The following is a 24,606-nucleotide window of genomic DNA, read 5'->3' on the forward strand; positions in this document are numbered from 1 at the left end:
GATCTGACCGACAATGTCGCCTATACCTGCGACGACACCTTCTCGCTGGTGTCGCTCGTCTCCGCCGGTCTTGGCATCGGCTTCGTGCCGGAATGGACGCAGGATCTGCCGAACCGCGGCTTTGAGCTGAAGAAAGTCAAAGGCGTCGATTTCAAGATCGGGCTTGATGTCGCTTGGGACAGGGAAGATCCGACCGCCGCCCGTCGATCCGGTGGTTCACAACGATGGCGTGAATCCCAACTCGCCATCCACTGTTAAACCTTGCCTTCCTGTTCAACGCAGTCTATATTCTGTTCAACAAAGGAGAAACCTATGGGTACCCAACCACGAACTGCTGCGGAAAGCGAAGCATTGGTCGCGTTGAACCGCAATAAGCTCGTGCTCGAGCAAGCGAAGGCCGTCGGTCTCCTTGGCACGGCGAAGAATACCCGCTTGTCGGGACGAGTGTCCTCGGAGTTGATCGAGGCGGCCAAGAAGCGCGCTCATGTCACCTCCGACACTGAGCTGCTGGAATTGGCGCTTTCCCGGCTGGCTCTTGAAGATGACTTTGGTGCACGTCTGGTGGGCCGCAAGGGCAGCATCCCGACGGATATCGATCTTGGGATTTGATCTCTCCGAAACCCTCCGATCGCTAAAGCCCGGAAAGCACGTGGGAACGCTCGAACGGAGGCCCGACGAAGCTCTCTCATGGGCTGCTGACGAGCCGCAAATCGGAGGGCCTCTGTTCCTGGATACCAGCGTCTATCTGGATGTGCTTCAAGGGCGCTCGCCCGTGGAGGTCGATACGCTGCTTACATATCGCCTATGCCACCACTCGGCAGTCTGCCTGTCTGAGCTGACCCATGCCTTCGGCCGGCTGGACCCAAAGCTTGCCTCTACAAAAGGGGTCCTCGAAACGATCGCGGCGACCGTAGAAGACATTCCGGAACACCGACTTCACGCTCCAGATGCAGCCATCTGGGGACAGGCCGGCGTGTTGGCGGGTCTGCTGTTTCGCTTGAGCAACCTGCCAAAGGGGGAGGGACATGAGCGCCGCTTCGTCAATGACGCCATTGTTTTCCTGCAGGCGCGGCAGCTGGGTGCGAGGGTGCTTACTGGCAACGTCTGGGACTTTGATTTCCTTTCCCAGATCATACCGGGCGGTCGCGTCATCCTCTATCGAACTCCGCTGGGGCCGCGATCATCATGAACGCCGAACTCCCGCCTTCTGTCGGTATTCTGGAGGAACTGGAGCAACTGGGTCGGGCGTCGGTAACAGATATCAGCCATCCGCAGTACACACAGGCTTTTATACGTTTTGTGAAGGCGTGCCAAAGTCACTATCCTCATATTGGATCTGGCTCTACGCTGCAATTTTCGCTTGGAAGGGCTACTGAAGAGCTCTGATTGGTAAGCGCAGCCATGGCTTTTCCTCCTCTGAAGGGCAGGGCGCCCCCAAGAGGTCGCCCTGTTTAGAGTTCTGTCGAAATCAGAGCCTGGTCGTTGGGAGGTTGACCTGGCATCAGGATCTGGAGGCGGTCTCGATCGCGAAGTCGCGGTAAGAATGCAGCTGGCGGCCCAGGATTTTCGTCAAACGTTCGACGTCGCCGGCCTCCGGGATCGTGCCATCGCTGACATAGCGCTCGGCCATCAGGCGCATCTGATAGGCAGTCCACTTGACCCGCGTCCTGCGGCTAGGCAGAGACGTCCACCAGCTCCATCTGCATGGCGTTCATGCGGCCACCATGTATGGTGATCTTTGAGAGGGCCGCGTCGATCTCGCCAAGGTCTCCAGCCGTCAGTTCCACGCGAAGCGCGCCGAGGTTTTCGTTGAGGTGATCGACGTTGCGCGTGCCCGGGATCGGAACGATGAACGGCTTCTGTGCCAGCAGCCATGCAAGTGCGATCTGTGAAGGCGTCGCGCCTTTTATCCTGGCGTACGTCTTCAGAAAATCGACGATCGGCATGTTCGCTGCAAGGTTTTCGGGGGTGAACCGCTCGAAGGTCGTGCGCAGATCCGTCTTGGGATCCAGCTTGGTGTTGCAATCCATCTTTCCGGTGAGGTAACCCATTCCCACCGGACCCCACGGAACGAAGCCGATGCCAAGTTCCTCGCAGGCAGTGAGCACACCATTGGTTTCCGGGCTTCTTTCCATCATGGAATATTCGGTCTGCACGGCGGCGACGGGCTGGATAGCATGGGCCAACCGGATCGTCTTCGCGCTTGGCTCCGAAAGCCCGAAATGCAAGACCTTTCCGTCCTGGATCAGCTCCTTGACAGCACCCGCGACGTCTTCGATCGGCACAGTCGGATCGACGCGGTGCTGGTAGAGCAGATCGATACGATCGGTCTTGAGGCGCCTCAACGAGGCCTCGGCGACCTTTTTGATGTGTTCGGGCCGACTGTTCAGCCCGATCGTGCCGTCGATGGCAAAACCGAATTTCGTGGCGATCCTCACCTGGTCCCGGATGGGCGCAAGTGCTTGGCCGACAARTTCTTCACTGGTGTAGGGACCGTAGACTTCGGCGGTGTCGAAGAAGGTGACGCCGTTGTCATGCGCTGTGCGCAGCGTCTCGATGCCTTGGACAATGTCCGCGGGAGGGCCATAATTGGCGCTGATGCTCATGGCACCCGCGCCGATTTCCGAGACTTCGAGCGTTCCGAGTCTGCGCGCCTTCATATTGGTTTCCTTTACCTGCTCAGATGTTGTGGCCCACGCAATTGACCCCAGAGGCAATGCTGCGCCGACAAGGGCGGCAGTCACCAGAAAGTCTCGGCGTTTCAGCGCCGAACAGTTTTCTGCGCTCGATCCGGTCGGTTCGTTTGTTTTGTGCATGATCTTCTCCTGGTTCTCGCGGCCTCACGAAGGGGCGATCAGTTGCCTGGGACGCTAACCTCGTCGAAACCCAGCGAGGTTGAGAGTTGTCGATGGGCGTCGATCTGTATCTGGAGGGTCGCAATCTTCTGTTCCGCGGTTCCGATGGCATCTGCACCTGCGATGAATCGGGCTGGCAGTTCGTCCAAATTGGTGAGTGTCAGCAAAGCCTGGGCAAGCTTGGCGGGGTCGCCGGATTGCTTGCCATTGTAGGACTTCCAGAAGTCCAACTGTTGTGTTCGCCGCTCGGCATAATCCTCGATCGATGGGACCGCGTAATTGGTCGACTCTTCCGTCAGGAGTTCGGTGCGGAAGAAACCCGGATTGACGATCATGGTCTGAATGCCGAATGGCGCGACCTCGGCTTGGACCGACTCCATCCATCCTTCGAGGGCGAACTTGGAAGCGGCATAGGCGCTTCCGAACTCGAAGCCGCCGAAACCCGCACTCGACGATATCGAGATGATTCTTCCTGCGCGCTGTTTACGCATGACGGGAAGGACGGCGCGCGAGACGTTCATCGGACCGATGAGGCTCGTCATCAGCTGCATGTCCATCTGGGCGGGAGTTAGTTCTTCGAAATATCCAGCGAAGAAACTCGCGGCGTTGTTGACAAGCACATCGATGCGGCCAAAGCGCTCGACCACGGATTTCACCGCCTGCTCGGCATCCTCGGGCTGGTTCACGTCGAGTTTGACGACAAGCAAATCTGCAGATTGTCCAATGGCCCTGGCCACCTTCTCAGGATCGCGACCAGTCGCAACCACCTTGTGACCCGCCGCCAGAGCAGCCTTTGCGAAATCCAACCCCATGCCACGCCCGGCACCGGTGATCATCCATACGTTGCTCATATTCACATTCCTTCATTGTTTGAAGGCAAGATAGGCCACGAGCAGAGTGCTGATTAGGCGGTATTATCTGCATGTACTTAGAAAGGGGATTTCTAAATCGCTCTTTGACGACAACGCCCGGCAGCGATTCCTCGGCTGCCAGGCGTTGCTCCGATACGTCTCTTTGGAAGGCGAAGAACGGTCAAACGGCGTTGACGTGCGTGCCAAACCAATCGAGCACGAGCTGTGGGTTCTGGCCGAAGTAGTTGTAGCCCTGGAAACGCTGGTCTGTTCCTTCGATCCAGAACAGCTTCTTGTCCTTCGACGACAGGGTGTCATAGATTTCCTGGACATTGGACGGCTTGGTCAGGAAATCATTGCGGACCTGGGCGACAAGCGTCGGCAGGGTAACCGCCCTGGCATATTCCATCGGCCAGACGTCGGCGAGATGAAATCCGGTCCGCTTGTGGAACGCAACGTCGAAGCGTTCGAGACCATTTTCGATCTTCTGGTTTTCGACTGCGGTCTGGACGAACACGCTCGGCGAGACTGGCTGCAGCGCGATCAACGCCTTGATGTGCTCGAACTCTTGCGGGTGCTTCTCCATACCGACGATAGTCGCGTTTGCACCAAGGCAGCGGCTGTAGAGAACCGTTTTCATGTCTTTGGTGTCAGGTCTGGATTTGGCGTAGTGCATGGAGCCGACGACATCGCGGTATTCCAGGATGCCGTGACCGTTAATGCCGCCGCTTCCCGTGCCGCTGCGGCCGTGGTTTCGCATGTCATAGGCGATGATGTTGTAGCCCGCATCGTGCAGGACCTTGTATTCGGGCAGGAAGTTCACCTCGAAGCCGCCGAAGTTCGTCCAAGGCTCCAAGTGACCCGGATAGCCGTAACGATTGCAGGGCATGGGATGATTGCAGATGACCAGCCGATCTGAATCGGCGGGAATGAACCAGCCTTCGATCGTCACACCATCCAGTGCGGGGAAGTAGATTTCCTCGAACTCCATGCCGTATTCATGCGGCCAGCGCAGAATCGGGGTGCGGGTCGAGTGGGCCATCAGGTCGGCCATGCCGTTGATGAATTCTTCGGATTTCGTGTCGGTCATGGTTGTTGTCACGTTCGCGTCTGCGGCCTGCACACTTGCAGTGGTGGCGGCCATGAGGGGAAGGGTGGCGAGTGCCGCGCCGGCTTTCAAAAGCTGCCGGCGACTGCTCGACGTTGCACCGTCTTGCTGAAGGGTGCTGTCATTCGGATTGCCCATTTCAGGCTCCTTTTCGATAAATGTGGTATTTGACGGGAAATGGAGGGGCGCTCGGGATCCGGGTCCACACCGTTTGCCGTCACTGTTTGGGCTGGACAAAGCCTTCGGTGATCACGACCGAACCTTCGGTCGAATCGATGCGGAACTTGCGTGCCGCCGTGTATTCGGGAGAATTGTAGAACCGTTGGGCGTCGGCAACGCTCGGGAACTCGGCGATGGCCATGACGGACTGCGGATTGCCTTCAACCGCGGTCGCATTCAGATTGAAGACGATGATTTTTCCGCCGAACTTCGGAGCCAATGGGCCAGCCTCCTCCATGTATTTTTTGAAGCCGGCCTGATTCTTGATCGTGTAGTTGGCGATCATATAGCCAGGTGCCTGTGCAACCTCTGCGTGGCCAGTCGAGCCAAGAGCAATCGCTATAACGCTGGCAGTGCCAATGATGAGTTTCTTCATGGTAGATGTCCTCTTCTGTCAATTGGCCATGTTTCTCCATCGGCGCGATCAGGTGGATCGCACCCATCGGGGAAACCAATAGCGTGATGAGAAACCCGGCGGCGCTCCCCGGCTTTCATGAAGAGGAATGTAGCTGCGACCGATCTACGCGATTAGACGGCATAATCTGCATGAAGCTAGAAACGGGAGAGATAAATCCCATTCATCTCTCAAGGTGCGCGCCACGAGAACAGCTTATCTGAAACGGACGGCAAAATGGCGCGGGGCCACTATCCCTTATGGCGAAGCGCTTCGAGCAGGACGGCGAATGCCGGCGTGTGTTGGCGTCTGCTCGGATAATAGAGATGGTAGCCAGCGAAAGGAGGGCACCAATCCTCCAGGACCCGGACGAGTCGTCCTGCTGCGATATGGTGGGAGACCTGACTTTCGAACGTGCAGGCCAGTGCCAGCCCGTCGAGGGCGGCGGCTTCTAGCATTTCTCCGTCGTTGAGAATGAGTGGTCCGTTCACCCTGACCTCGAGCTCAACACCGTCGCGCTCGAACTCCCAAGCAAAGAGGCCGCCGCCTGTCGTCTGGCGATAGCTGGCGCATCGATGGTCACCAAGGTCGCGAGGCGTTTCCGGTGCTTTGTGCTTGGCGAAGTAGGATGGCGAACCCACCACGGCCATCCGCAGATCCGGGCCGACCTTGACCGCCACCATGTCTTTCTGGACCTGCTCCCCCAGTCGGATGCCGGCATCGAACCGACCCGCTACTATATCGGTCAGTCCTTCTTCCAGATTGATTTCGACCGAGATGTCTGGATAGTCCGGAAGGAGCTTAGCCAGGGCAGGCCAGAGCACCGTTTTGGCCGCATGCCGAAAGGTCGTGATGCGGATCGTTCCGGCGGGTTTGTCGTGCAGCGCAGTCAGGGCCGCGAGTTCACCGTCGATGTGATCGAAGGCGGGCCTGAGGCCATTCAGCAATCGTTCCCCGGCATCGGTCAGCGACAGGCTTCGCGTTGTCCGCGACAGCAATCGGACTTTGAGGCGCTCCTCGAGCATACGGACTGCGTAGCTCAGGGCCGACTGGGACAATCCCAGCTTCGCGGCGGCGCGCGTAAAGCTACCTTCCTCGGCGACGGCTATGAACACCGCCAGGTCGCTAAAGTCGCCTTTTCGCATTTATCAATCCCATTTCTAAATTCAGACTGATACTAGCGGTGGCAGAAGCGTGCAGTAAATGCCGCCGCGGCTAAATGGTTTGAGTTTTTCTTTTGATGGCGGGGTGGAGATCACCGGTCGGTTAGCAATCTCCGGGTTAGCGGTTCGATCCATTCAAGAGCACCAAATGGGCGGGGCACGGCTGGGTCGTGCCGATTGCTGCGAGTCTTTCTAGCAACACCTATGTGGGAACTGGAATCTTGGACGGATTTGGCTGGCTTAGAGCGTTCCAGTTGCGGTACCCGTAGGACTGCAAAAGCGATTTGCACGGCCGGGACAGCTGGGGACACCACGTCCGCATCTCCTAGAGCAGGACCTTGATGAACGCGGATATGATAGCCGCCTGGGCGGTGGAAAACGGATTCCATGCGATCGATTCGCGGAGTTATCGTCGCCATGACAATGCAGGCGTGATCACGATCGAAATAAAGAGGATGTCATTCCTCCTCATCGATGAGAGGCAAGGATTGCGACCGCGCCTCATATCGCGGTTGTTCAAAGACATTCCCCTTAATAGCGGGCGTGGCCGCTTGCACGGTCTTCTTCTTGACCGCTAGACGCGGATGTAAAAGAACGCGCCACGGCGGTTCTTGAAAGCATGGGGCTGACAGTTTCGGATGCTGTACGAATTCTTTTAACCCGCACAGCAAATGAAGGCACGATTCCGATGGAACTCGTCAGCCACAGCGCGGCTTACGATTCTTGGTTTCGGGAAAAGGTCTTAGAGGCGCTAGAGGATAAGCGCCCTGATGTCGATGACGATGATGCCGAAGCACGATTTCGCGAGCGGCGGGCGGCGGCTCTTCGCAAAGCTGAGGCGCGTGGCGAATGAAGCTGGTTTGGGCGCAATTTGCGCTTGGTGATCGCGATGCCATCTTCAGCTGCATTGAAGGGGAAAACCCTCGCGTGGCGGCCCACATTGACGAAGAGATCGGAAGGAGTGTGCGTCGCCTTCTCGAATTCCCCGAAAGCGGCAGGCCGGGTCGCATTGCCGGAACCCGAGAACTCGTAATTGCCCGTACGCCGTACATTGCGGCCTATGTAATCATGGCCGACAGAATAAGGGTTCTGCGAATTTTGCATGGTGCGCAGATGTGGCCGGCCGAGCTGAATTCCGAGTAATGCAAGATGCGGCTCATCTGTCCGATCCCCATCAAGCGCTCCAATTGATGCCGCTTATTTAAGGGCGCTTACCTTAGCCGCGCGTGCAGGTGCCACGGAAGAAGGCAAAGGCCCTGTCATGCGCGTCGAACACCATCTCCTGGCTCTCGTGCATATAGGCCCGCACAAACATCATCCGGCTGTGGCAGAACCGAACATGCGCGACCTTCACGGTCGTCGTTACGCCGTTGATCAGAATGATCTCGTGGCTCCAATCGAACTGGTAAGCTTCACCTGGCGCCTAATAGAGCGGCACATAGGCTCCGCCGTCACAGCTTCGCGGTTCTTCGTCCAGGTCTTGGCATAACGCCGGACCGCATCATAACTGCCGTCGTAACCGAGTGCTCGGACCTCCTCGTAAATCCACCTCGCTTCCCAGTACCCATCCCCAAAAGGAATGGGTGCCTATTTTGGCCGCCTGACGAAATTCCATGTTTGTATAGTCTTGTGTCGCCTCGGCACGTGCAGGTTCTTCTCTCGATGCAGCGGCTTCTGGGGTGCGCGACATCCCCATTGGGCCAAAACTGTCGGCGCCGTAGCGCCTTCCGGTTGGTGGCATTTGCGACAACATTCGGGGACGTGCGGCCGAAGGGGTGGAAGGGCACACGTCCCACATTCCACCTCCCATCCTCAAATCCTGCGCGCCGGCCGGTCGCCTCCCATAGACGCAGGCACGCACCTCACCTCATCCGCCCGCCAGCAACGCCCTTGCGCTCTCCTCATCCGTGATCAGCGCGGTTGCGAGTCCGGCGCGTACGGTGGCGGTGAGGATGGCGTGTTTGTGGATGCCGCCCGAGGCGACGATGCGGCAGGGGATCTTGCGGTAGTCGGTGAGGTCGGGGGCTAGCACCTGTGCGTTCAGCGGGTGGGCGACGGGGCGGCCCTCGGCATCGATATAGCGGCCGAGCAGGTCGCCGACGGCGCCGACGGCGATGAGGTCACCGACGTCGGTTCCGGCCGGCAGGCCGTAGCGCACCTGCAGGGATTGCCTGGTCACGTCGCCGACGCTCAGGTAGGAAATATCCACTTCGCAGGTCTGGCGGAAGATGCGCTCGAAGACCGATTGCGTGATGATCGCCTCGCGCGATTGCGGGCTCTCGGCATAGATCGGTGCCGCGAAATAGTGGCATTGCGCCTTCAGGACCTGCGCGAAGGCGCGCACGATCTCGAACGTGTTGATCTCCGAGCCGCGTGTCAGCCCGCCCATCATCGAGCGCAGCTCGATCCCGGGCTCGCTTGCCGGCGTCATGTTGGTGACGGTCTCGCGCAGCGTCGCGCCCCAGCCGACCCCGATGGAGCGGGGCTTGCGGGCCTGGATCAGCCGGTCGAGATAGGCGGCTGCGCCGCGGCCGAGCGCCTGGTGCAGAAGCTGCGGATCGGCAGGGGTGGGCACGACGACTGCCGCCTCCAGGCCGAAACGTTCCTGCAGGCGCGATTCCAGCTCCATGCCGGCGGCAAGCGGCGAGGCGAAGCTCACCCTGACGATGCCTTCCTCAAGGGCTGCGGCCAGGAACTCGTTCACCCGGCGACGGGTGAGGTACATGCGCTCGGCGATCTGCGCCTGCGTCAGCCCCTCCACGTGATAGAGCCAGGCCGCCCGGATTTTCAGTTCATGCGATTCCATCAATCCCCATCCCAAATGTGCCCTAAATGCCTTGGCGTTACATATTTCACATTGGTGTAACATATGTAACGTAATGCCGTCTGCATGACGATAGAACTTCTGATCTTCAATTGCGACGGCGTATTGATCGACAGCGAGCCGATGGCGAGCGGCACGCTGGCGCAGGCCCTGCAGCGCGCCGGCGTTCCCTTGAGCCACGCTGAGGTCCACCGTCGCTTCACCGGTCTTTCGGGGGAGGCGGCCGGCCGCCTCTGTCGCGAGGAACTCGGCCTTGCCGATCCGGACCGTGTCTTCGCCGATGCCAAAAGCGCGCTCTACGCGGAGTTTCCCCGTTCGCTGCGGCCGATGGCCGGCATGGAAGAGCTGGTGCGGAATGTGAAGCAGCGCAAATGCGTCGCGTCCAACAGCGACATGGAGAGGCTGCGCCGCAGCCTCGGTCTTCTGGATCTGTGGACGGAATTTGCCCCGCATATCTACAGCGCCGAGATGGTGGCGAGGCCCAAGCCTGCGCCTGACCTTTTCCTTCTCTGCTCCGAAAATCTCGCCGTGGCGCCGCACCGCTGCCTTGTCATCGACGACAGCACGCTCGGGATTACGGGTGCCGTGGCGGCCGGCATGGCGGCGATCGGCTTCGTCGATCCGGCCGATCCGCGCAGCGGACGGCACGAGGCGCTGAAGGCGGCAGGCGCTCTGCAAACGGTGGAGGGAGCGGGCGAACTGGCGCGCGCGCTCGAAGCGTTTTCGGCGGGAACCGCCGCTTCGCCTGCAAGCAAACCGGTGGTTCCTGTCGCCGGCTGATCTCGTCGCGCGGGGGCCTTGCCTCACGCGCTGGAACGGCTCTTCGCGGCATCCGCGACGGGCGCCTTTATTGAAAAATTCATGAAGCCGTCAATCCGGCGACATCTAGCTGATTTTAACAACACAGACCACGAGCGGGGGCTCGTCGGTCAAGACACAAGGAGTTTCCGATGATTTCGATCAATCGACGCGGCGCGCTCAGCCTTATCGGCGCCACCGCCGGCACGCTCGTTCTGCCGCGCCTCGCTTTCAGCCAGGGCAAGCGCCCGTCCATCACCATCGCGGTGCAGAAGATCACCAACAACAACTCGCTCGACGTCTATCACGAGCAGTCCAACGTCGGTGAGCGCATCTTCTTCCCCAACCTCTGGGAAGGCCTGATCCTGCGTGACTGGATGGGCAATCAGGGTCCGGTTCCGGGTCTTGCCACCGAGTGGAAGCGTATCGACGACAAGACGCTCGAGCTGAAGCTGCGCCAGGGCGTCAAGTTCCACAACGGCGATGAAATGACCGCCGAGGACGTCGCCTTCTCCTTCTCCAAGGAGCGCGTGTTCGGCAACACGGAGCCCGCCGGCGGCAAGACCATTTTCGAAGCCGACCACAAGCCTGCGACCGCCAAGGAACTGCCGGCAACCGTTCCCGGCGTCGGACGTCGCCTGTGGCCGGCGCTCGCCGGCATCGAGATCGTCGACAAATACACCGTGCGCCTGCACAACACGACGCCTGACGTGACGCTGGAAGGGCGCCTCTATTCCGGCGGCAGCCAGATCACCAACCGCCGCGCCTGGGATGAGGCCGCAAGCTTCACCGAATGGTCGCGCAAGCCGATCACGACCGGCCCCTACATGGTCGGCGAGTACAAGCCGGACGTTTCGCTGACGCTCGTCGCCTTCGACGAATATTGGGGCGGCCGCCCGCCGCTCGAGCAGATCCGCTTCGTGGAAGTTCCGGAAGTCGCCTCGCGCGTCAACGGCCTCTTGTCTGGCGAATACGACTTCGCCTGCGACCTGCCGCCGGATCAGATCGCCGCCGTTCAGGCCGCTCCGGGCTACGAGATCCAGAACTCGACGATCTGGAACCACCGCATTTCGGTCTTCAACACGCAGAACGAGATCCTCGCCAACCCGCTGGTTCGCCGTGCCATGACCCATGCCATCGACCGCCAGGCGATCGTCGATGCGCTCTGGGCCGGCAAGACGGTCATCCCGGCCGGCCTGCAGTTCGAATCCTTCCGCAACGGTGACATGTTCATCGATGGCTGGGCGCCCCCGGCCTACGATCCCAATCTCGCCAAGGACCTCCTGAAGCAGGCCAATTACAAGGGCGATGCGATCCCCTACCGCCTGCTCAACAACTACTACACGAACCAGACAGCCAACGGCCAGATCATGGTCGAGATGTGGAAGCAGGTCGGCCTCAACGTCGAGATCGAGATGAAGGAAAACTGGGCGCAGATCCACGACCCCCAGGGCATCAAGGGCGTGCGCGACTGGTCGGCTGGCAACTCGATCAACGACCCGATCACGCCGATGGTCGTGCAGTTCGGCCCGAACGGCGAAGTGCAGCAGAAGAAGGACTGGACGAACGAGGAGATGAACAAGCTCGCCGTCGTCATGGAAACCTCCACCGACCGGGCGCAGCGCAAAAAGGCGATTGCCCGCATGCTGGAAATCGCCGAGCGCGAAGACCCGGTCTATCAGGTTCTGCACCAGAACGCCGTCTTCACCGGCATGAAGTCGTCGCTGAAGTGGAAGGCCGCTCCGGCCTTCGCCATGGACTTCCGCGCCACCAACTGGTCGATCTGATCGGCTCCTCACTCCGGTCTCCGGCGGCTGAAGGGCTGCCGGAGATCCTGTTTTTGATGCAACAAAGAGCGGGGATGAAAGATGGGCACGACCGGCTCCAATCTCGTGGAACTGCGTGACCTGACGGTCGCCTTCGACGGCGTGCAGGTTCTCCACGGCATCGATCTCGATGTCGCCAAAGGCGAGGCGCTCGGCCTCGTCGGCGAATCCGGCTGCGGCAAGTCGGTCACGTGGCTTGCAGCCCTCGGCCTGCTGCCCGGCAAGGCGAGCGTTTCCGGCTCGGTGCAAATCGAAGGTCGCGAACTCATCGGCGGATCGCGCACGGTGCTCGAAAGCGTGCGCGGCAGCCGCATCGCCATGATCTTCCAGGACCCGTCCAGCTCTCTCAATCCGGTGCTGCGCATCGGCCGGCAGATTTCCGAGGCGCTGTCGGTCCATCGCGGCCTGCGCGGCGAGGCGGCAAAGGTCGAGGCGCTGCGGCTGATCGATATGGTCGGCATTCCCGATTCGCGCCGCCGCTTCGATCTCTACCCGCACGAGTTTTCCGGCGGCCAGTGCCAGCGCCTGATGATCGCCATGGCGCTCGCCGGTCAGCCCGATCTTCTGATTGCCGACGAACCGACCACCGCGCTCGATGCGACGATCCAGGCGCAGATCCTCGATCTCTTGATCGGCCTGCGTGCCGAAACCGGCATGGCGACCGTTTTCATCAGCCATGATCTCGGCGCCGTCAGCCAAGTCTGCGAGCGCGTCTGCGTCATGTATGCCGGACGCATCGTGGAGGAGGGCACTGTCGAACAGCTCTTCTCCGAGCCGCGCCACCCCTATACGCGCGGCCTGTTCGATGCCATTCCGCGCCTCGACGGCGGCCGCGAACGGCTGATCCCCATTCCCGGCACCGTTCCCAATCCGAAACATCTGCCGGAGGGCTGTTCCTTCTCGCCGCGCTGTCTGCGCGCCGTCGAGGCCTGTCGCAGCGAGCGCCCGCCGCTCGTTTCCCTCGATGGCGGCCGCAAGCTCGCCTGCACGCGCCCGGTGCCCGTCGCGGGTGCCGTCGAGACCCGGTCGTCCCGTATCGCCGAAGGTCTGCTGCAATGACGCCGCTCATCGAAGTCCATGATCTCGTCCGCATTTATCAGATCCGTCGCGGCCTCTTCGGCCGCCCGACGCCGGTGCGCGCCGTCGACGGCGTTTCGCTCTCGGTCATGCCGGGCGAAACACTCGGCATTGTCGGCGAATCCGGCTCCGGCAAATCAACGCTTGGGCGCATGCTGCTCGGCATAGATGATGCGGACCAAGGAAGCGTGCGCTTCCAGGGGCAGCCGATGCCGGCGCGCCATACCGCGGAATGGCGGGCATTGCGCGCCAAGATGCAGCTCGTCTTCCAGGACCCGCTCGCAGCGCTCGACCGTCGCGTAACGATTGCGAAGCAGATCGCCGAGCCGCTTGATATCCACAAGCTCATTCCTAGGGAGCATCAGGGGTCGCGTGTGACGGAACTGATGCGGGCCGTCGGCCTACGCGATGACCAGGCCGACCGCTATCCCCATGAACTTTCGGGCGGCCAGCGCCAGCGCGCCGTGATCGCCCGGGCGCTGGCTTCGCGGCCAAAACTGCTCGTCTGCGACGAGCCGGTTTCGGCGCTCGACGTCTCCATCCAGGCGCAGGTCGTCAACATGATGCGCGACCTGCAGGAAAAGAACGGCATCGCCATGGTCTTCATCAGCCACGACCTGAAGGTGGTGCGCAACATCGCCGACCGTGTCGCGGTCATGTATCTCGGCCGCATCGTCGAGGAGGCTTCCTCCGACGTCATCTTCCGCGCCCCGCAGCATCCCTACACGAAGGCGCTGGTATCCAGCGTGCCCATTCCCGGCAAGCAGCTCGAAGGCCGCGTCATCCTGCAGGGCGAGCCGCCGAACCCGGCCAAGCGCCCTTCTGGCTGCGCCTTCCATCCGCGCTGTCCGCTGGCCCGCGACATCTGCCGTTCCGTAGTGCCGGAGCTCCAAGGGATCGGCGAGTGCCGCACCGCCGCCTGCCATGTCGTGGCGGGCGAGACCACGCCGGTGGCGGCATAGGGGAGGGTTCCATGATCCGTTTTGTTCTCGTCCGCCTGTTCCGTGCGATGCTGACCATCATGGCGGTCGTCACCTTCGCCTTCGTGGTCCTGCGCATGTCGGGCGATCCCGCCATGGTGATGCTCGGGCCTGACGTGCCCCGGGAGGCCGTCGATGCCTTCCGCAAGGCATGGGGCCTCGACCAGCCGCTCTGGATCCAATATCTCGCCTATATCAAGTCGATCTTCACCGGTGATTTCGGCGTCTCGATGCGTGACAAGGCATCCGCAATCCAGCTGGTGCTGGAACGTGTGCCGGCGACACTGCAGCTGACGGTGCCGGCCCTCATCCTSAAGCTCGTCTTCGGCATTCCGGCCGGCGTCTACGCGGCGCTGCACCGGCAAAGCTTCTCCGACCGCGGCGTCATCCTGCTAGCCGTCCTCGGCTTCACCATTCCCTCCTTCGTCATGGGACTGCTGCTCGTGCTGCTCTTCTCGGTCATCCTCGGCTGGCTGCCCTCGGGCGGGCAGGATACCTGGGTGCACGGCATTCTGCCGACGCTGACCATGAGCATCGGCGGCATCGGCATCCTCGCCCGCTTTTCGCGCAGTGCCATGATCGAGGTGATGGGCCAGCCCTATATCCGCACCGCCTCGGCCAAGGGGCTGACATGGCGCGACGTGATCTGGAACCACGCATTGCCCAATGCGGCGGTGCCGATCGTCACGATCGTCGGCTTCATGGTCGGTTCGCTGATAGCAGGCGCGGTCGTGGTAGAATCGATCTTTTCCTGGCCCGGCATCGGCCGCCTGCTAGTGGTCTCCGTCAGCAATCGCGACCTCGCCGTCGTTCAATGCATCCTGCTGATCATCGCCGCCGTTATGGTCCTGTCGAACCTCGTCGTCGACCTGCTCTACGGCTGGCTCGATCCGCGGCTTCGCTCGCACGCGGCCGGACATTGAGGAGAAAGCCGATGGCAACTGTCGATCTCGCTGGTACGCCGGCTTCCGGAAAGCCGAACCGCCTCGTCTCCTTCCTGCGCCGCAACGTGCCGCTCTCGGTGGCGTTCGGCCTGCTGTGGCTTGCGGCGATGGTGCTGACCGCCATTTTCGCCGATACCATCCGCCCGTTCAACATCACGGCCATGGATCTCAGCAGCCGGCTTTCGGCGCCGGGCGGGCTCAAGCATCTGCTTGGCACGGACGAACTCGGCCGCGACGTGCTTTCGCGCCTCATCCAGTCGATCCGCGTCTCGCTCGTCATCGCCTTCGGCGCGACGATCCTGTCGGCACTCTTCGGCACGCTGCTCGGGTTCCTGGCGGCGCAGCTGCGCGGCTTTGTGGAGCATCTGGTTCTGATGCTCGCCGATTTCCAGGCGGCACTTCCCTTCCTCATCATGTCGCTCGCGGTTCTCGCCTTCTTCGGCTCCTCGATGCTGCTGCTCGTGTGCCTGATGGGTTTCTACGGCTGGGAGCGCTATGCGCGCATCGCCCGCGGCCTCGCCATTGCCGCGGGCGCGCAGGGTTATGCGGCGGCGGCGGTGCAGCTTGGTGCCACACCTTCGCGCGTCTACCTGCATCATATCCTGCCGAACGTCGCCTCGACGCTGATCGTTTCCATGACCCTCACTTTCCCGGAAATCATCCTGATGGAAAGCGGGCTCTCCTTCCTTGGCCTCGGCGTGCAGCCGCCAGAAACCAGCCTCGGCAACATGGTGGGCTTCGGGCGCGAATATCTGACGCGTGCGCCCTGGATCATGCTGGCGCCCGCCGCCGTCATCATGCTGACGACGCTTTCGATCTCGCTCGTCGGCGACTGGCTGCGCGACAAGCTCGACCCGACGATCCGCTAATGCTTATGAAATCAACAGGTTGAAGGATATTTCATGACGCTTATCACTGGCCACCGCGGCGCCCGCAACCTCTGGCCCGAAAACTCGCTCGCCGGCTTCCGCAACGCGGCCGCGCTCGGGGTCGACGCCATCGAATTCGACGTGCACCTGACGCGCTCGGGCGAACTCGTCGTCATCCACGACGCGACGCTGGAACGCACCGCCGAAGGTGTTGGCCCGGTGCAGGACCTGTCGGTGGAAGCCCGCAAGTCCGTCAGGTTGAAAGGCACGGACGAGGCCATTCCGACGCTCGCCGATGTGCTCGACGTGCTTGCGGTCAACAAGGGCATCGACCTACATGTCGAGATTAAGATCGACGAGACCGGTACGCCCTATCCTGACATTGCCGCGCGCGTCGCAGCCGAGCTTTTTCGCTTCGGTGTCGGCGAACGTTCCTACCTGACCTCCTTCGATACGTCGGTGCTGAAGGAGTGCCGCCTTCACGCGCCTGATGTTTCCCGCCTCGTCTCCGTCAACGCCGCCTGGGCCGAGAAGCAGGGCGGGCTCGCCGCCTTCATCGACCGCCTGGACGGGCTGGTGGAGATCGTTGCCATTCATCACGAGCTGATGGAAGCCGAATGGGACTTGATCCGCGGCCGGCTGCCGCTCGAACGCCTCTGTGTCTGGACCCTCAACGACGAGCCCGGCATCCGCCAGTGGCTGGAGCGCGGCATCGGCAGCCTGACCTCGGACAGCCCGGATCTGGCGCTGAAACTGCGCGCCGGTATTGCTGCGTGAGCTATGGATTTGCCTCTTCGCCCTAGCGGAGGAACGGCCCGTTAAGCCTGTTCCATTGGATCAATGACGCGGTCGTGGCGCTGTGCTTTCTGCTGGTCGGCTTGGACATCATGCGAAATGGTCGACGGCCAGCTTTCGTCCWCATATCGAAAGCGGCACCACCGATGACATCATCCGTCATATCGACGCAGGCCGCATCAATCTTGGCTTCATCCGGCCGGTGGAGAATATCGGCTCGCTTCGCTTCTTCTCGATTGCCCATGAGCGCTACCTGAGAGCCCTTTGTCTGCCAAAAGCGAGATCGACATCGGGGATCTGCGCTCTGAGAAGATCATCTCGTTTTCCCGCCAGAACCTCTCCTACAGCGAGCGCTATTTTGCGGAAAAGTTCGAGGAGCACGATCTGACCGACAATGTCGCCTATAGGTCCGGGCCCGCTTTTTAAGCATCGTCCGAGGTCACCACGCAGATGATGGTGTTCCGTCCTGGCGACAGGATCCCGGTCGCAGCCGCCCAAAAAGGCGCTCGGTTGATGATCCTCGGTGGGGCGGCACTTTCCGGCCCACGCTACATCTGGTGGAACTTCGTGGCCTCATCCGGGGAGCGCATGCCGGCACTCTCCAGTGCGGAACGGATGGCCGAGATTGTTCTCGGCTTTAACTCCTCGCCTCATCCGAGCTGTCTTCAGTTTCGCTTCAGTTACGCCTAATCCCGCGCTCATAAACGATTGCTAAAGAGTGACGCGAAGCTTGCCAACCGCCTCTGGCGAAGCTGATACGGCTGGCCCTTGCGGGGGTTCACAGTGAACTTGCATCACATCTTGATTGGAAAAACCGGTATGCCTTCTCTACTTTGGACAATAGGAATGTCGTCTAGAAAGGCGATCTGGATATTCTTTGCCGTCGCGCTTGTTCTGACTGGCATCGCTTCTGTAAATCCGGTCGAAGCGCAAGGTTCCCCTGAAAAGAGAATAGCCTTCGTCGTGGGCAATGCCGCCTACAAGGCGGGCGCCTTGCCGACGCCGGCCAACGATGCCGGGCTGATTGCGCAAACACTGCAGGCCGCCGGCTTCGACGTAATCGGCGCGCGCGACCTCGACCAGAACGGATTGCGCGACGCGATGCGGGACTTTCTGACGAAAGCAAATGCGTCGGGACCCAATACCGTCGTCTTCGTCTATCTGGCGGGCTATGGCGTGCAATATCAGGGCGATAACTATTTCGTGCCGGTCGACGCCCAGATCGCCAATGCCACGGATGTGCCGGTCGAAGCTCTGCGGATAACCGATTTTTCGAGATCGCTGGCCGGTATCAACAATCGCGGCAGCATCGTCGTGCTCGATGCAGCAAGAGCCAATCCATTCGTGCAGTCCAATCAGCCGCTGGCCGGTGGTCTGGCGCTCGTCGATCCGGACCCCAATCAGCTGATCGCCTTTAATGCCGCGCCGGGCACGGTCGCCCCGCAGGAGGCCGGCCCCTATGGTTCCTATGCCCATGCCCTGGCGGAAATGATCCGCATCGGCGGGCTTCCGCTCGATGATGTGTTTGACCGGACACGGTTGCGGCTCAGCGATCTGACCAAGGGCGCGCAGCTTTCCTGGAATGCTTCCAAATTCAAGAACGCCTTCACGTTTTTCGATCGTGGTCCCAATCCGCCGGCCGCCCAGGTGTCCAGCTACAGCAATGTCGTAATCCGGACGAAGCCGATCAGCGATTTCGACGAGCGGGATGCCTATTTCGCGGCGCTCGACCGTGACACGATGCGTGGTTACGAGGATTTCCTGGCAAGCTATCCGAACGACTCCATGGCAAGACGGGTGCGTGCGATCATTGCAGCGCGCCGCGAAGCGATCACCTGGCGCGAAACCTGGAATGCAGATACGCCGGAGGCCTATTGGTCCTATCTGAGACGTTATCCGCGTGGTCCCCATATCTGGGATGCCCGCCGTCGCCTGGAACATTTCGAGGCAGCACTCGAGCCGCCCACGTCATTTTCGGTGATCGAGTATGACGTGCCGCCGCCACCACCACCGGAAATCGTCTATGTCGACCGGCCTGTCTTGTATTTCGATGATGCCGACTTCGGTTATGCGCCGCCGCCGCCCGTCGTCTTCCTGGCACCGCCGCCGCCAGATTTCGTAATGCTTGCGCCGCCCAGGCCACCGGTCGATCTCTACGTGCTACCGGCGCCGGTCTTCGTTCCGGTCCCCGATTGGGTGGAACCCCCGCGTGATATCGCGCCGCCCGAAAACAACATTATCTTCAACAACATTCACAATACGGTCGTCAACAACACGGTTGTCAACGAGAACGAGGCCGCACCGGCTGCGCCCGGATTGACGACAGGAGAAAAGCTCGCCGGCGCGGCCGTCGTCGCCGGAACGGGTGCAGCTGCGCTCCACGTTGCCTTGCCGCCCTCGATACAGAAAAAGGCTGCCGTTTTGCAAAAGCAGGTCTCGGCCGGAGCCGAGAAACCGACACCTACAGCCGGTTTAGCGCCGGCGCCCGTCCCTTCGGTCCAGTCCCAGCCCCAAACACAGACGAAGACGGGCACACAGGCACAACAGCTGCAGACACAGACCGGAAGTGCCGCCACCCACGCGCTTCCCGGCGCCAACGAACAGCCGCTGCCGCCCGCCGGCACGCTGGCGAACAAGCCGCAAGCGGTTCCGGCAGAAAAAATACAGTCGCTAGAAGCGGAGCCCAATACGGCGCATAATCCGACGACGGTCGCGCATCCACCACTTCAGAGCGCAAATCCCGATGCGCATGCGCTTCCGGGTTCAAAAGGCCAGCCGCAGTTGCCCGAGGCCAATGCGCCTGCCCTCAAAGGCCAAAGCCAGGTCGCCAAGACCCCGGCACCACCGGCAGCTCCGAATGCGAAGCCGAAGGGAGGTGTCGCAGCCCCGGAACCCGACGCTCGCAGCCTGCCGACAAAGCCTGCGGCGCCGGCAACTATTGACAACACGCCAGCAAAACCCAGTGTTCCCAACAGCAGCGAGCTGCAGCTGGGCAATCAGCGCCATGTTGTTCCGCCGCCGTCCCGAGAGGACGCTTCGCCGCCATCCTTGCCCAGGGAACCGCATATTGCAACGCCGGCGCAGGTACCTGCTCCAAAACCACCGGCCGAACCCGAACTACGGGTCGAACCCAAGATACAGGCTGAACCCAAACCGCAGGCTGAGCCCAGGCCTCAGGCTGAACCCAAGCCCCAGCTTCAGCCCAAGCCGGCAATTGTCGAGCAGCAGGCGAAGAGACCGCCGGCCGTAGAAACGAAGAAGTGCGGTGGTCCGGATTTACCTCCATGTCCCTAAGGCAGTTGGCATAGAAGAGAAAATTGCTTCAAAAGACTGCAGCGGCGCCGCCCTGGAAATAGGGATCGTTCGCTGATGTTCGAGGCGCGGAGCAGAGCGTATATGGTCTCATCGGACACGGCATTCCGGGCGGCGGCGCTATCGTTGCCGCTGATATTCGTGGCGTCTCATTCGGCCTTGAAGCAGGATGCAAAATCCTCCGATAACCAGTGGATCAACCGCTCGGCGGATCTGTCGAATACGGTCCCTCCGATGAAGGATCGAAGCACCTTTCCTTCAGCGGCACGCCGTCTTTCGATTTTCGACGCCTCGGCGAAGCGCCTCAATAGAACGCGCCGGACGATTGACAATCTGCCGCCCAGTTCACGGATGTACCGTCCTCGCGGGGTGCAAGGGTTTGCAACAGTGAATGCGCAAGCCGCTCGGCTATCTGGGCGACCCGTCGACATCACTGAATGCCGTTAGTCACACGAATACTGGATAGCATGGGCCGACCGGATCGTCTTCGCGCTCGGCTTCTGTAGTAAGCCATTGAAGGTCGCGAGGATGGAGGACTAAGTTTCACAAACCACCTTACTCCTCAAAATATCGACTTCTCAGACCTTTATGGGATCTGACAGTGGTGTTCGTGGTTCAGATCGTTTCAAGGCGACGAGCACACATTTTGCAGCGGAGTCAGGCGCTGGATTTTGTCATGCATTTGCATTACATTGATGCGAAGGAGACATACCATGGCCTCAAATGCACTTGTCCAAACTCGGATAGACGCAGACGTGAAAGCGCGCGCCACAGCGGTTCTTGAAGGGATGGGTTTGACGGTGTCGGATGCCGTACGAATTCTTTTAACTCGAACAGCAAATGAAGGCACTTTACCGCTGGAACTCGTCAGCCACAGCGAGGCTTATGACGCCTGGTTTCGGGCGAAGATATTGGAGGCGCTAAAGGACACACGCCCTGATATCGATGACAATGACGCCGATGCCCAATTTCGGGTGCGCCGGGCTGCGGCACTACGCAAAGCAGAGGCGCGTAACAGTTGAAGCTTCTTTGGGCGCAATTTGCGCTTGACGACCGCGACGCCATCTTCAGCTACATTGAAAGAGAAAATCCTCGCGCAGCGGCTCACATCGACGAGGAGATGGAGACCGAGCTGATTGCCGTGTGCTGAGCTAAGTCGCTTGAGTCCCGAGCGGGATAGTAAAGTTATCCCTAGGCCTGACAGAGAGCATCACCCAATTTGGTTTCCGTCAGGCTACCCGTCAGGCGCCGCCCCAGTTTTGGAGCTGCGTCGTTACTAAGCTTTGATGTCTTTGGACGAAGCGATCGTTTGACCAATGTGTTGACTTCAAGCGTGAAGCCTGCGGAGCATTGATCCTAGCTGGTGCTCGGGTGCGCTTTCCTGAAGACCCCGAGGCCTACATGGCAAATTGCCTTTCATTCCGAACCGTACTTCGGCCGGACTGTAGCCGAATTCACGTTTAAACGCGCGACTGAACTCCGAACCGTCAGTGAAGCAACGCTGCTCGGCAATTTCAAGGATCCTACGTTGGTCGTTAGGGTTAGCCAAAGCAGCGTGGGCATCAAGCAGGCGCCTGTGTTGGATATAGTGCTTAACGCCACCAAAAGCCTCGAACATTCGGTAGAGCCGCGAGCGCGAAATCCCCAGTTCGCGCTCAAGCGTTCTAGCCCCCAGAGACGCGTCGAATAGCCTTGACTGTATAATTTTCTGCGCACGATGAAGCAGGCTTACTGCGATAGGGTGGCTCGCCATTTCGCTGTGGTCGGCTGAAGGAGATATGCAGGCGAGCATCATCGCGCGCGTTGCCTCGGCAAGGGCGGGAAGATCGTTCCTGTTAGCGATCGGTAGCTGTTTTCCCAGACCAATCATAAATTCATGAAATAGCCGCCCCAACCCGCCATCCAATGTTGTGAACTCCGCGGCACTCAATGTCTGGGTTACCTGGGGGCAAAAGTCGCGTGGAACGAACAACATGAGTATCTCACTTGCCGTGAGGTTTCCTCGGAAACTGCGGCCAAGAGAGTGGACCTGTGTAACCCCAACGGTGCCGCGAAAGGTCCTTGTAGGGGTTTCTGTGCACGCTTTTCCCGAAAGCAAAACAGATAGGACAAAGTGGTCGAGTGGTTCCAAGCGGCCGGGACGCGTTACGCTCTCAAAGTCCAGGCCATCTGTCGTGACATGTGAATAGGCAAAGCAGCCCATGTCCCAGGTCACCTGTTTTCCGATAAACCCCCGTGACATTTCACGAGAGCAATCGAGATGCAGGATCGGAGCAAAATTAGTGCGCCATGCCTCAAACTGACGAGTCCTCGGTATGGATCCGGTCTCGAACTCAAAAGAAGAAAGTTTTGACGCTTGCGCTGAAGCAACTGGCTCAAGCGGCTGCTTATTTCGAACATCATCCGATGCAGGTGAAACTTGTCCTGCGTGAAATGTTGCTTGTTGCGTCCCAGCATGGCGAATCGTCATGGTGCTAACCCCGGCCAAACTGCCACTGAAAGGCGGGTTTCGACATTCAAGTTCCCCCAACTAAAATTTTCATTTCAACTGGATGTCTTGCAGCAATAATGTCGGACTTGCCGTTGTATTTTAGCATGACCGGTTAGAAAGCACAATCTGACCGGGCAATGGCCCGGTTGCATGTCCGCTTGCCCTAGATTCACTTTCACAAAATCGAACCGAAAAAAGGTAGTCGTGGAGGGTTGTGAAGTCGGCGAAACCACGCTCGCCCGACGGTCTTGTCGCGTCCGCCCGTAATCTGCGCGATCTTGATTGGAAAGCATAAGGTAGCTGGCCCAGACGCTTCGAAACCAGCTGCCAAGCGGGCACGAGCGCAGATCCAATGGAAGGTCGGAAACCTCGCTGGCATCGCGCAACGCCACCGAAAACTTGGGTATTCCGCCAATCTTTGGCTCGCTTTTGACCGTTCTCGGTCTTTGTCACATGTTTTTGTCGCAAAACGCTGCGCCTTAACTTTAAGTTCGCCAATTCAGCGCTTTTCGCAAATTTGAAACGCAGAGCATAGTTGTGGGATTCTCTGCGATCACCGGCAGGACTGAAGCATTCTATAGTGCGCAATACAGGCACGGTCCTGGCAACACGGTGTCCTTGTCAAAAGTCCGAACAACCTTGTCATTCGGGTTCTATTATGACCTCGGCTTCCACGCAAAAATTATCGCTTTTCGCACTGACGTCGATGGTCGTCGGTTCAATGGTTGGCGCCGGGATATTCAACCTTCCGGGCCGTTTCGGAACGGCGACCGGTCCCTTTGGCGCGATCATCGCATGGGCGATCGCCGGTACCGGCATGTATATGCTTGCACGCGTCTTTCAGGCTCTGGCCGAGAAAAAACCCGAGATCGATTCCGGTGTTTTCGCCTATGCCAAGGAAGGCTTCGGCAACTATATGGGCTTCCTGTCCGCCTTCGGATACTGGCTCGGCAGTTGCCTTGGCAACGTCTTCTACTGGGTGCTGATCGGTTCGACGCTCGGGCGGTTCTTCCCTGGCGTCTTCGGGGACGGAAGCACAGTCATCGCGATCATCGTCTCCCTGATCGGCATATGGGCCTTCCATTTCATGATTCTTCGCGGCGTGGAGCAGGCGGCCTTCATCAACGTGATCGTCACGATTGCCAAGATCGTGCCGATCATCGTCGCCATCCTGGCAATGCTCTTCGCGTTCAATTACACGCAATTTTCAGCCAATTTCTTTGGCGGCGTGGACATGCCTGAAAAATCCCTGTTCGCGCAGGTCCGCGACACGATGCTTATCACCGTCTTCGTCTTCCTTGGGATCGAGGGAGCAAGCGTTTATTCCCGCTTTGCCAAAACCCGCGCCGATGTCGGCACAGCCACGATTCTCGGCTTTGTCGGGGTGACCGGCCTGATGGTGGCGATCACGCTCCTTCCCTATGCCGCCATGCCTCGCGCGGCGGTCGCAGGGGTCCAGAATCCGTCCCTTGCCGGCGTCCTTGAACTGGTCGTCGGCCATTGGGGTGCCGTGTTCATATCGATCGGCGTGCTGGTGTCGGTGCTGGGAGCCTATCTTGCTTGGTCGCTGATTTGCGCAGAAGTTCTGTTTGCCGCCGCCAAATCGGCGGATATGCCGAGGCTCTTTGTCGCGCAGAATGGCAACAAAGTACCGGCCAACGCCTTATGGCTGACCAATATTGTCGTTTCGCTGTTCGTGATCTCGACCTACTGGTCTCGCGACGCCTTCAATTTCATGCTCGACATGACCAGCGTCACGGCGCTTCTGCCCTATCTCCTGGTCGCCGGCTACGGCGTCCTGCTTGCCCGCCGCGGCGAAGGTTATGAGGAAACGCAGCATGAGCGTGGACGCGACCAGGTCTTTGCCTGGATCGCAGTGATCTACACGATCATCATGTTCGTCGCCGCCGGGCTCAAATATGTCCTGCTCGTTAGCGTCCTCTTCGTGCCGGGAACCATTCTCTACGTCTGGGCGCGTCGCGAACRGAAGGTGCAATTATTCACCTCCATCGAGCTCGTCATTTTCGCCGTCACCGTGGTGGCAGGCCTCATTGGAGCCTACGGCCTGCTCACCGGCACAATTGAACCTTAATCAAACGG

22 protein-coding genes and 6 pseudogenes are annotated in these 24,606 nt (G+C 60.0%); 19 read left to right on the forward strand and 9 right to left on the reverse strand.

Going from position 1 to position 24,606, the window contains the following annotated elements; all coding sequences use genetic code 11:
• The 3 genes from AC1DM5_RS33795 to AC1DM5_RS33805 all read left to right on the forward strand — a co-directional run.
• Positions 1-258 (forward strand): LysR substrate-binding domain-containing protein (locus AC1DM5_RS33795; protein ID WP_477823607.1); only part of this gene is annotated, 258 nt, incomplete at its 5' end.
• Positions 259-312: 54 nt separating this feature from the next.
• Positions 313-609, forward strand: coding sequence for a hypothetical protein (locus tag AC1DM5_RS33800; RefSeq protein WP_477823608.1), 297 nt, complete (start codon positions 313-315; stop codon positions 607-609).
• Complete coding sequence (locus AC1DM5_RS33805) at positions 599-1,189, forward strand: type II toxin-antitoxin system VapC family toxin (RefSeq protein WP_477976739.1); 591 nt, start codon at positions 599-601, stop codon at positions 1,187-1,189. Before AC1DM5_RS33800 ends, AC1DM5_RS33805 begins: the two co-directional genes overlap by 11 nt.
• A gap of 312 nt (positions 1,190-1,501) precedes the next feature.
• Here AC1DM5_RS33805 and AC1DM5_RS33810 read toward each other — a convergent pair.
• The 6 genes and pseudogenes from AC1DM5_RS33810 to AC1DM5_RS33835 all read right to left on the reverse strand — a co-directional run.
• Positions 1,502-1,654: pseudogene (locus AC1DM5_RS33810) on the reverse strand (NmrA/HSCARG family protein); the annotation flags it as partial.
• Positions 1,655-1,673: 19 nt separating this feature from the next.
• The gene (locus AC1DM5_RS33815) at positions 1,674-2,816 is read right to left on the reverse strand and encodes an aldo/keto reductase (protein WP_477976741.1); all 1,143 of its coding nucleotides are present in this window, start codon (positions 2,814-2,816) and stop codon (positions 1,674-1,676) included.
• Positions 2,817-2,854: 38 nt separating this feature from the next.
• The gene (locus AC1DM5_RS33820) at positions 2,855-3,706 is read right to left on the reverse strand and encodes an SDR family oxidoreductase (RefSeq protein ID WP_477823611.1); all 852 of its coding nucleotides are present in this window, start codon (positions 3,704-3,706) and stop codon (positions 2,855-2,857) included.
• 181 nt (positions 3,707-3,887) lie between these two features.
• Entirely contained in the window at positions 3,888-4,952 is a 1,065-nt protein-coding gene (locus AC1DM5_RS33825) for an alpha/beta hydrolase (protein ID WP_477823612.1), read from the reverse strand.
• A gap of 79 nt (positions 4,953-5,031) precedes the next feature.
• Positions 5,032-5,409 carry a DUF1330 domain-containing protein gene (locus tag AC1DM5_RS33830; protein WP_477823613.1) on the reverse strand — a complete coding sequence of 126 codons (378 nt, stop codon included), beginning with the start codon at positions 5,407-5,409 and terminating at the stop codon, positions 5,032-5,034.
• Positions 5,410-5,678: 269 nt separating this feature from the next.
• Positions 5,679-6,572: a LysR family transcriptional regulator gene (locus AC1DM5_RS33835; RefSeq protein ID WP_477823614.1), complete on the reverse strand. Its 894-nt coding sequence runs from the start codon at positions 6,570-6,572 to the stop codon at positions 5,679-5,681.
• Positions 6,573-6,931: 359 nt separating this feature from the next.
• Here AC1DM5_RS33835 and AC1DM5_RS33840 point away from each other — a divergent pair, with 359 nt between their 5' ends.
• From AC1DM5_RS33840 to AC1DM5_RS33850, 3 genes and pseudogenes are all read left to right on the forward strand, one after another.
• Positions 6,932-7,168, forward strand: coding sequence for a hypothetical protein (locus AC1DM5_RS33840; protein WP_477823615.1), 237 nt, complete (start codon positions 6,932-6,934; stop codon positions 7,166-7,168).
• Positions 7,165-7,443, forward strand: a pseudogene (locus AC1DM5_RS33845) (type II toxin-antitoxin system RelB/DinJ family antitoxin); the annotation flags it as partial. The gene AC1DM5_RS33840 and the pseudogene AC1DM5_RS33845, both read left to right, overlap by 4 nt.
• Entirely contained in the window at positions 7,440-7,733 is a 294-nt protein-coding gene (locus AC1DM5_RS33850; protein WP_477823616.1) for a type II toxin-antitoxin system RelE/ParE family toxin, read from the forward strand. The pseudogene AC1DM5_RS33845 and the gene AC1DM5_RS33850, both read left to right, overlap by 4 nt.
• 76 nt (positions 7,734-7,809) lie before the next feature.
• Here the strand turns inward: AC1DM5_RS33850 and AC1DM5_RS33855 are convergent.
• Together AC1DM5_RS33855 and AC1DM5_RS33860 are read right to left on the reverse strand one after the other, a co-directional pair.
• A pseudogene (locus AC1DM5_RS33855) lies at positions 7,810-8,135 on the reverse strand (IS21 family transposase); the annotation flags it as partial.
• Positions 8,136-8,457: 322 nt separating this feature from the next.
• Positions 8,458-9,396, reverse strand: coding sequence for a sugar-binding transcriptional regulator (locus AC1DM5_RS33860; protein WP_310380540.1), 939 nt, complete (start codon positions 9,394-9,396; stop codon positions 8,458-8,460).
• 84 nt (positions 9,397-9,480) lie between these two features.
• Here AC1DM5_RS33860 and AC1DM5_RS33865 point away from each other — a divergent pair, with 84 nt between their 5' ends.
• From AC1DM5_RS33865 to AC1DM5_RS33920, 12 genes and pseudogenes are all read left to right on the forward strand, one after another.
• Positions 9,481-10,194 carry an HAD family hydrolase gene (locus AC1DM5_RS33865; protein ID WP_477976743.1) on the forward strand — a complete coding sequence of 238 codons (714 nt, stop codon included), beginning with the start codon at positions 9,481-9,483 and terminating at the stop codon, positions 10,192-10,194.
• 170 nt (positions 10,195-10,364) lie between these two features.
• Complete coding sequence (locus AC1DM5_RS33870; RefSeq protein ID WP_477823618.1) at positions 10,365-11,999, forward strand: ABC transporter substrate-binding protein; 1,635 nt, start codon at positions 10,365-10,367, stop codon at positions 11,997-11,999.
• Positions 12,000-12,080: 81 nt separating this feature from the next.
• Positions 12,081-13,097, forward strand: coding sequence for an ABC transporter ATP-binding protein (locus tag AC1DM5_RS33875; RefSeq protein ID WP_477976745.1), 1,017 nt, complete (start codon positions 12,081-12,083; stop codon positions 13,095-13,097).
• A complete protein-coding gene (locus tag AC1DM5_RS33880; protein WP_477823620.1) occupies positions 13,094-14,077 on the forward strand; it encodes an ABC transporter ATP-binding protein in 984 nt (327 codons plus the stop codon). Before AC1DM5_RS33875 ends, AC1DM5_RS33880 begins: the two co-directional genes overlap by 4 nt.
• A gap of 11 nt (positions 14,078-14,088) precedes the next feature.
• On the forward strand, positions 14,089-15,018 hold the full coding sequence (locus AC1DM5_RS33885) for an ABC transporter permease (protein ID WP_477976747.1): 930 nt from the start codon (positions 14,089-14,091) through the stop codon (positions 15,016-15,018).
• Between the two features lie 11 nt (positions 15,019-15,029).
• A complete protein-coding gene (locus AC1DM5_RS33890; RefSeq protein ID WP_477823622.1) occupies positions 15,030-15,908 on the forward strand; it encodes an ABC transporter permease in 879 nt (292 codons plus the stop codon).
• 33 nt (positions 15,909-15,941) lie between these two features.
• Positions 15,942-16,685 carry a glycerophosphodiester phosphodiesterase family protein gene (locus tag AC1DM5_RS33895; RefSeq protein WP_477823623.1) on the forward strand — a complete coding sequence of 248 codons (744 nt, stop codon included), beginning with the start codon at positions 15,942-15,944 and terminating at the stop codon, positions 16,683-16,685.
• A gap of 136 nt (positions 16,686-16,821) precedes the next feature.
• Positions 16,822-17,108, forward strand: a pseudogene (locus AC1DM5_RS33900) (type 2 periplasmic-binding domain-containing protein); the annotation flags it as partial.
• Between the two features lie 42 nt (positions 17,109-17,150).
• Positions 17,151-17,393, forward strand: a pseudogene (locus AC1DM5_RS33905) (pirin-like C-terminal cupin domain-containing protein); the annotation flags it as partial.
• Between the two features lie 156 nt (positions 17,394-17,549).
• On the forward strand, positions 17,550-19,997 hold the full coding sequence (locus AC1DM5_RS33910; protein WP_477823624.1) for a caspase family protein: 2,448 nt from the start codon (positions 17,550-17,552) through the stop codon (positions 19,995-19,997).
• A gap of 731 nt (positions 19,998-20,728) precedes the next feature.
• A complete protein-coding gene (locus AC1DM5_RS33915; protein WP_477823625.1) occupies positions 20,729-21,037 on the forward strand; it encodes a type II toxin-antitoxin system RelB/DinJ family antitoxin in 309 nt (102 codons plus the stop codon).
• A pseudogene (locus AC1DM5_RS33920) lies at positions 21,034-21,138 on the forward strand (type II toxin-antitoxin system RelE/ParE family toxin); the annotation flags it as partial. The gene AC1DM5_RS33915 and the pseudogene AC1DM5_RS33920, both read left to right, overlap by 4 nt.
• Before the next feature lie 204 nt (positions 21,139-21,342).
• Here AC1DM5_RS33920 and AC1DM5_RS33925 read toward each other — a convergent pair.
• Entirely contained in the window at positions 21,343-22,485 is a 1,143-nt protein-coding gene (locus tag AC1DM5_RS33925; protein ID WP_477823626.1) for a helix-turn-helix domain-containing protein, read from the reverse strand.
• Between the two features lie 679 nt (positions 22,486-23,164).
• Here AC1DM5_RS33925 and AC1DM5_RS33930 point away from each other — a divergent pair.
• Entirely contained in the window at positions 23,165-24,598 is a 1,434-nt protein-coding gene (locus AC1DM5_RS33930) for a basic amino acid/polyamine antiporter (RefSeq protein WP_477976749.1), read from the forward strand.
• The last annotated feature ends 8 nt before the right edge of the window (positions 24,599-24,606 follow it).

The organism is Rhizobium sp. 01T437 (assembly GCF_056398505.1).

Coding starts and splice junctions, on each gene's coding strand:
- AC1DM5_RS33800 (WP_477823608.1), top strand. CDS start 313: ATGGGTACCCAACCACGAACTGCTGCGGAAAGCGAAGCATTGGTCGCG.
- AC1DM5_RS33820 (WP_477823611.1), bottom strand. CDS start 3,706: ATGAGCAACGTATGGATGATCACCGGTGCCGGGCGTGGCATGGGGTTG.
- AC1DM5_RS33825 (WP_477823612.1), bottom strand. CDS start 4,952: ATGGGCAATCCGAATGACAGCACCCTTCAGCAAGACGGTGCAACGTCG.
- AC1DM5_RS33830 (WP_477823613.1), bottom strand. CDS start 5,409: ATGAAGAAACTCATCATTGGCACTGCCAGCGTTATAGCGATTGCTCTT.
- AC1DM5_RS33835 (WP_477823614.1), bottom strand. CDS start 6,572: ATGCGAAAAGGCGACTTTAGCGACCTGGCGGTGTTCATAGCCGTCGCC.
- AC1DM5_RS33840 (WP_477823615.1), top strand. CDS start 6,932: ATGAACGCGGATATGATAGCCGCCTGGGCGGTGGAAAACGGATTCCAT.
- AC1DM5_RS33850 (WP_477823616.1), top strand. CDS start 7,440: ATGAAGCTGGTTTGGGCGCAATTTGCGCTTGGTGATCGCGATGCCATC.
- AC1DM5_RS33860 (WP_310380540.1), bottom strand. CDS start 9,396: ATGGAATCGCATGAACTGAAAATCCGGGCGGCCTGGCTCTATCACGTG.
- AC1DM5_RS33865 (WP_477976743.1), top strand. CDS start 9,481: ATGACGATAGAACTTCTGATCTTCAATTGCGACGGCGTATTGATCGAC.
- AC1DM5_RS33870 (WP_477823618.1), top strand. CDS start 10,365: ATGATTTCGATCAATCGACGCGGCGCGCTCAGCCTTATCGGCGCCACC.
- AC1DM5_RS33875 (WP_477976745.1), top strand. CDS start 12,081: ATGGGCACGACCGGCTCCAATCTCGTGGAACTGCGTGACCTGACGGTC.
- AC1DM5_RS33880 (WP_477823620.1), top strand. CDS start 13,094: ATGACGCCGCTCATCGAAGTCCATGATCTCGTCCGCATTTATCAGATC.
- AC1DM5_RS33890 (WP_477823622.1), top strand. CDS start 15,030: ATGGCAACTGTCGATCTCGCTGGTACGCCGGCTTCCGGAAAGCCGAAC.
- AC1DM5_RS33895 (WP_477823623.1), top strand. CDS start 15,942: ATGACGCTTATCACTGGCCACCGCGGCGCCCGCAACCTCTGGCCCGAA.
- AC1DM5_RS33910 (WP_477823624.1), top strand. CDS start 17,550: ATGTCGTCTAGAAAGGCGATCTGGATATTCTTTGCCGTCGCGCTTGTT.
- AC1DM5_RS33915 (WP_477823625.1), top strand. CDS start 20,729: ATGGCCTCAAATGCACTTGTCCAAACTCGGATAGACGCAGACGTGAAA.
- AC1DM5_RS33925 (WP_477823626.1), bottom strand. CDS start 22,485: ATGACGATTCGCCATGCTGGGACGCAACAAGCAACATTTCACGCAGGA.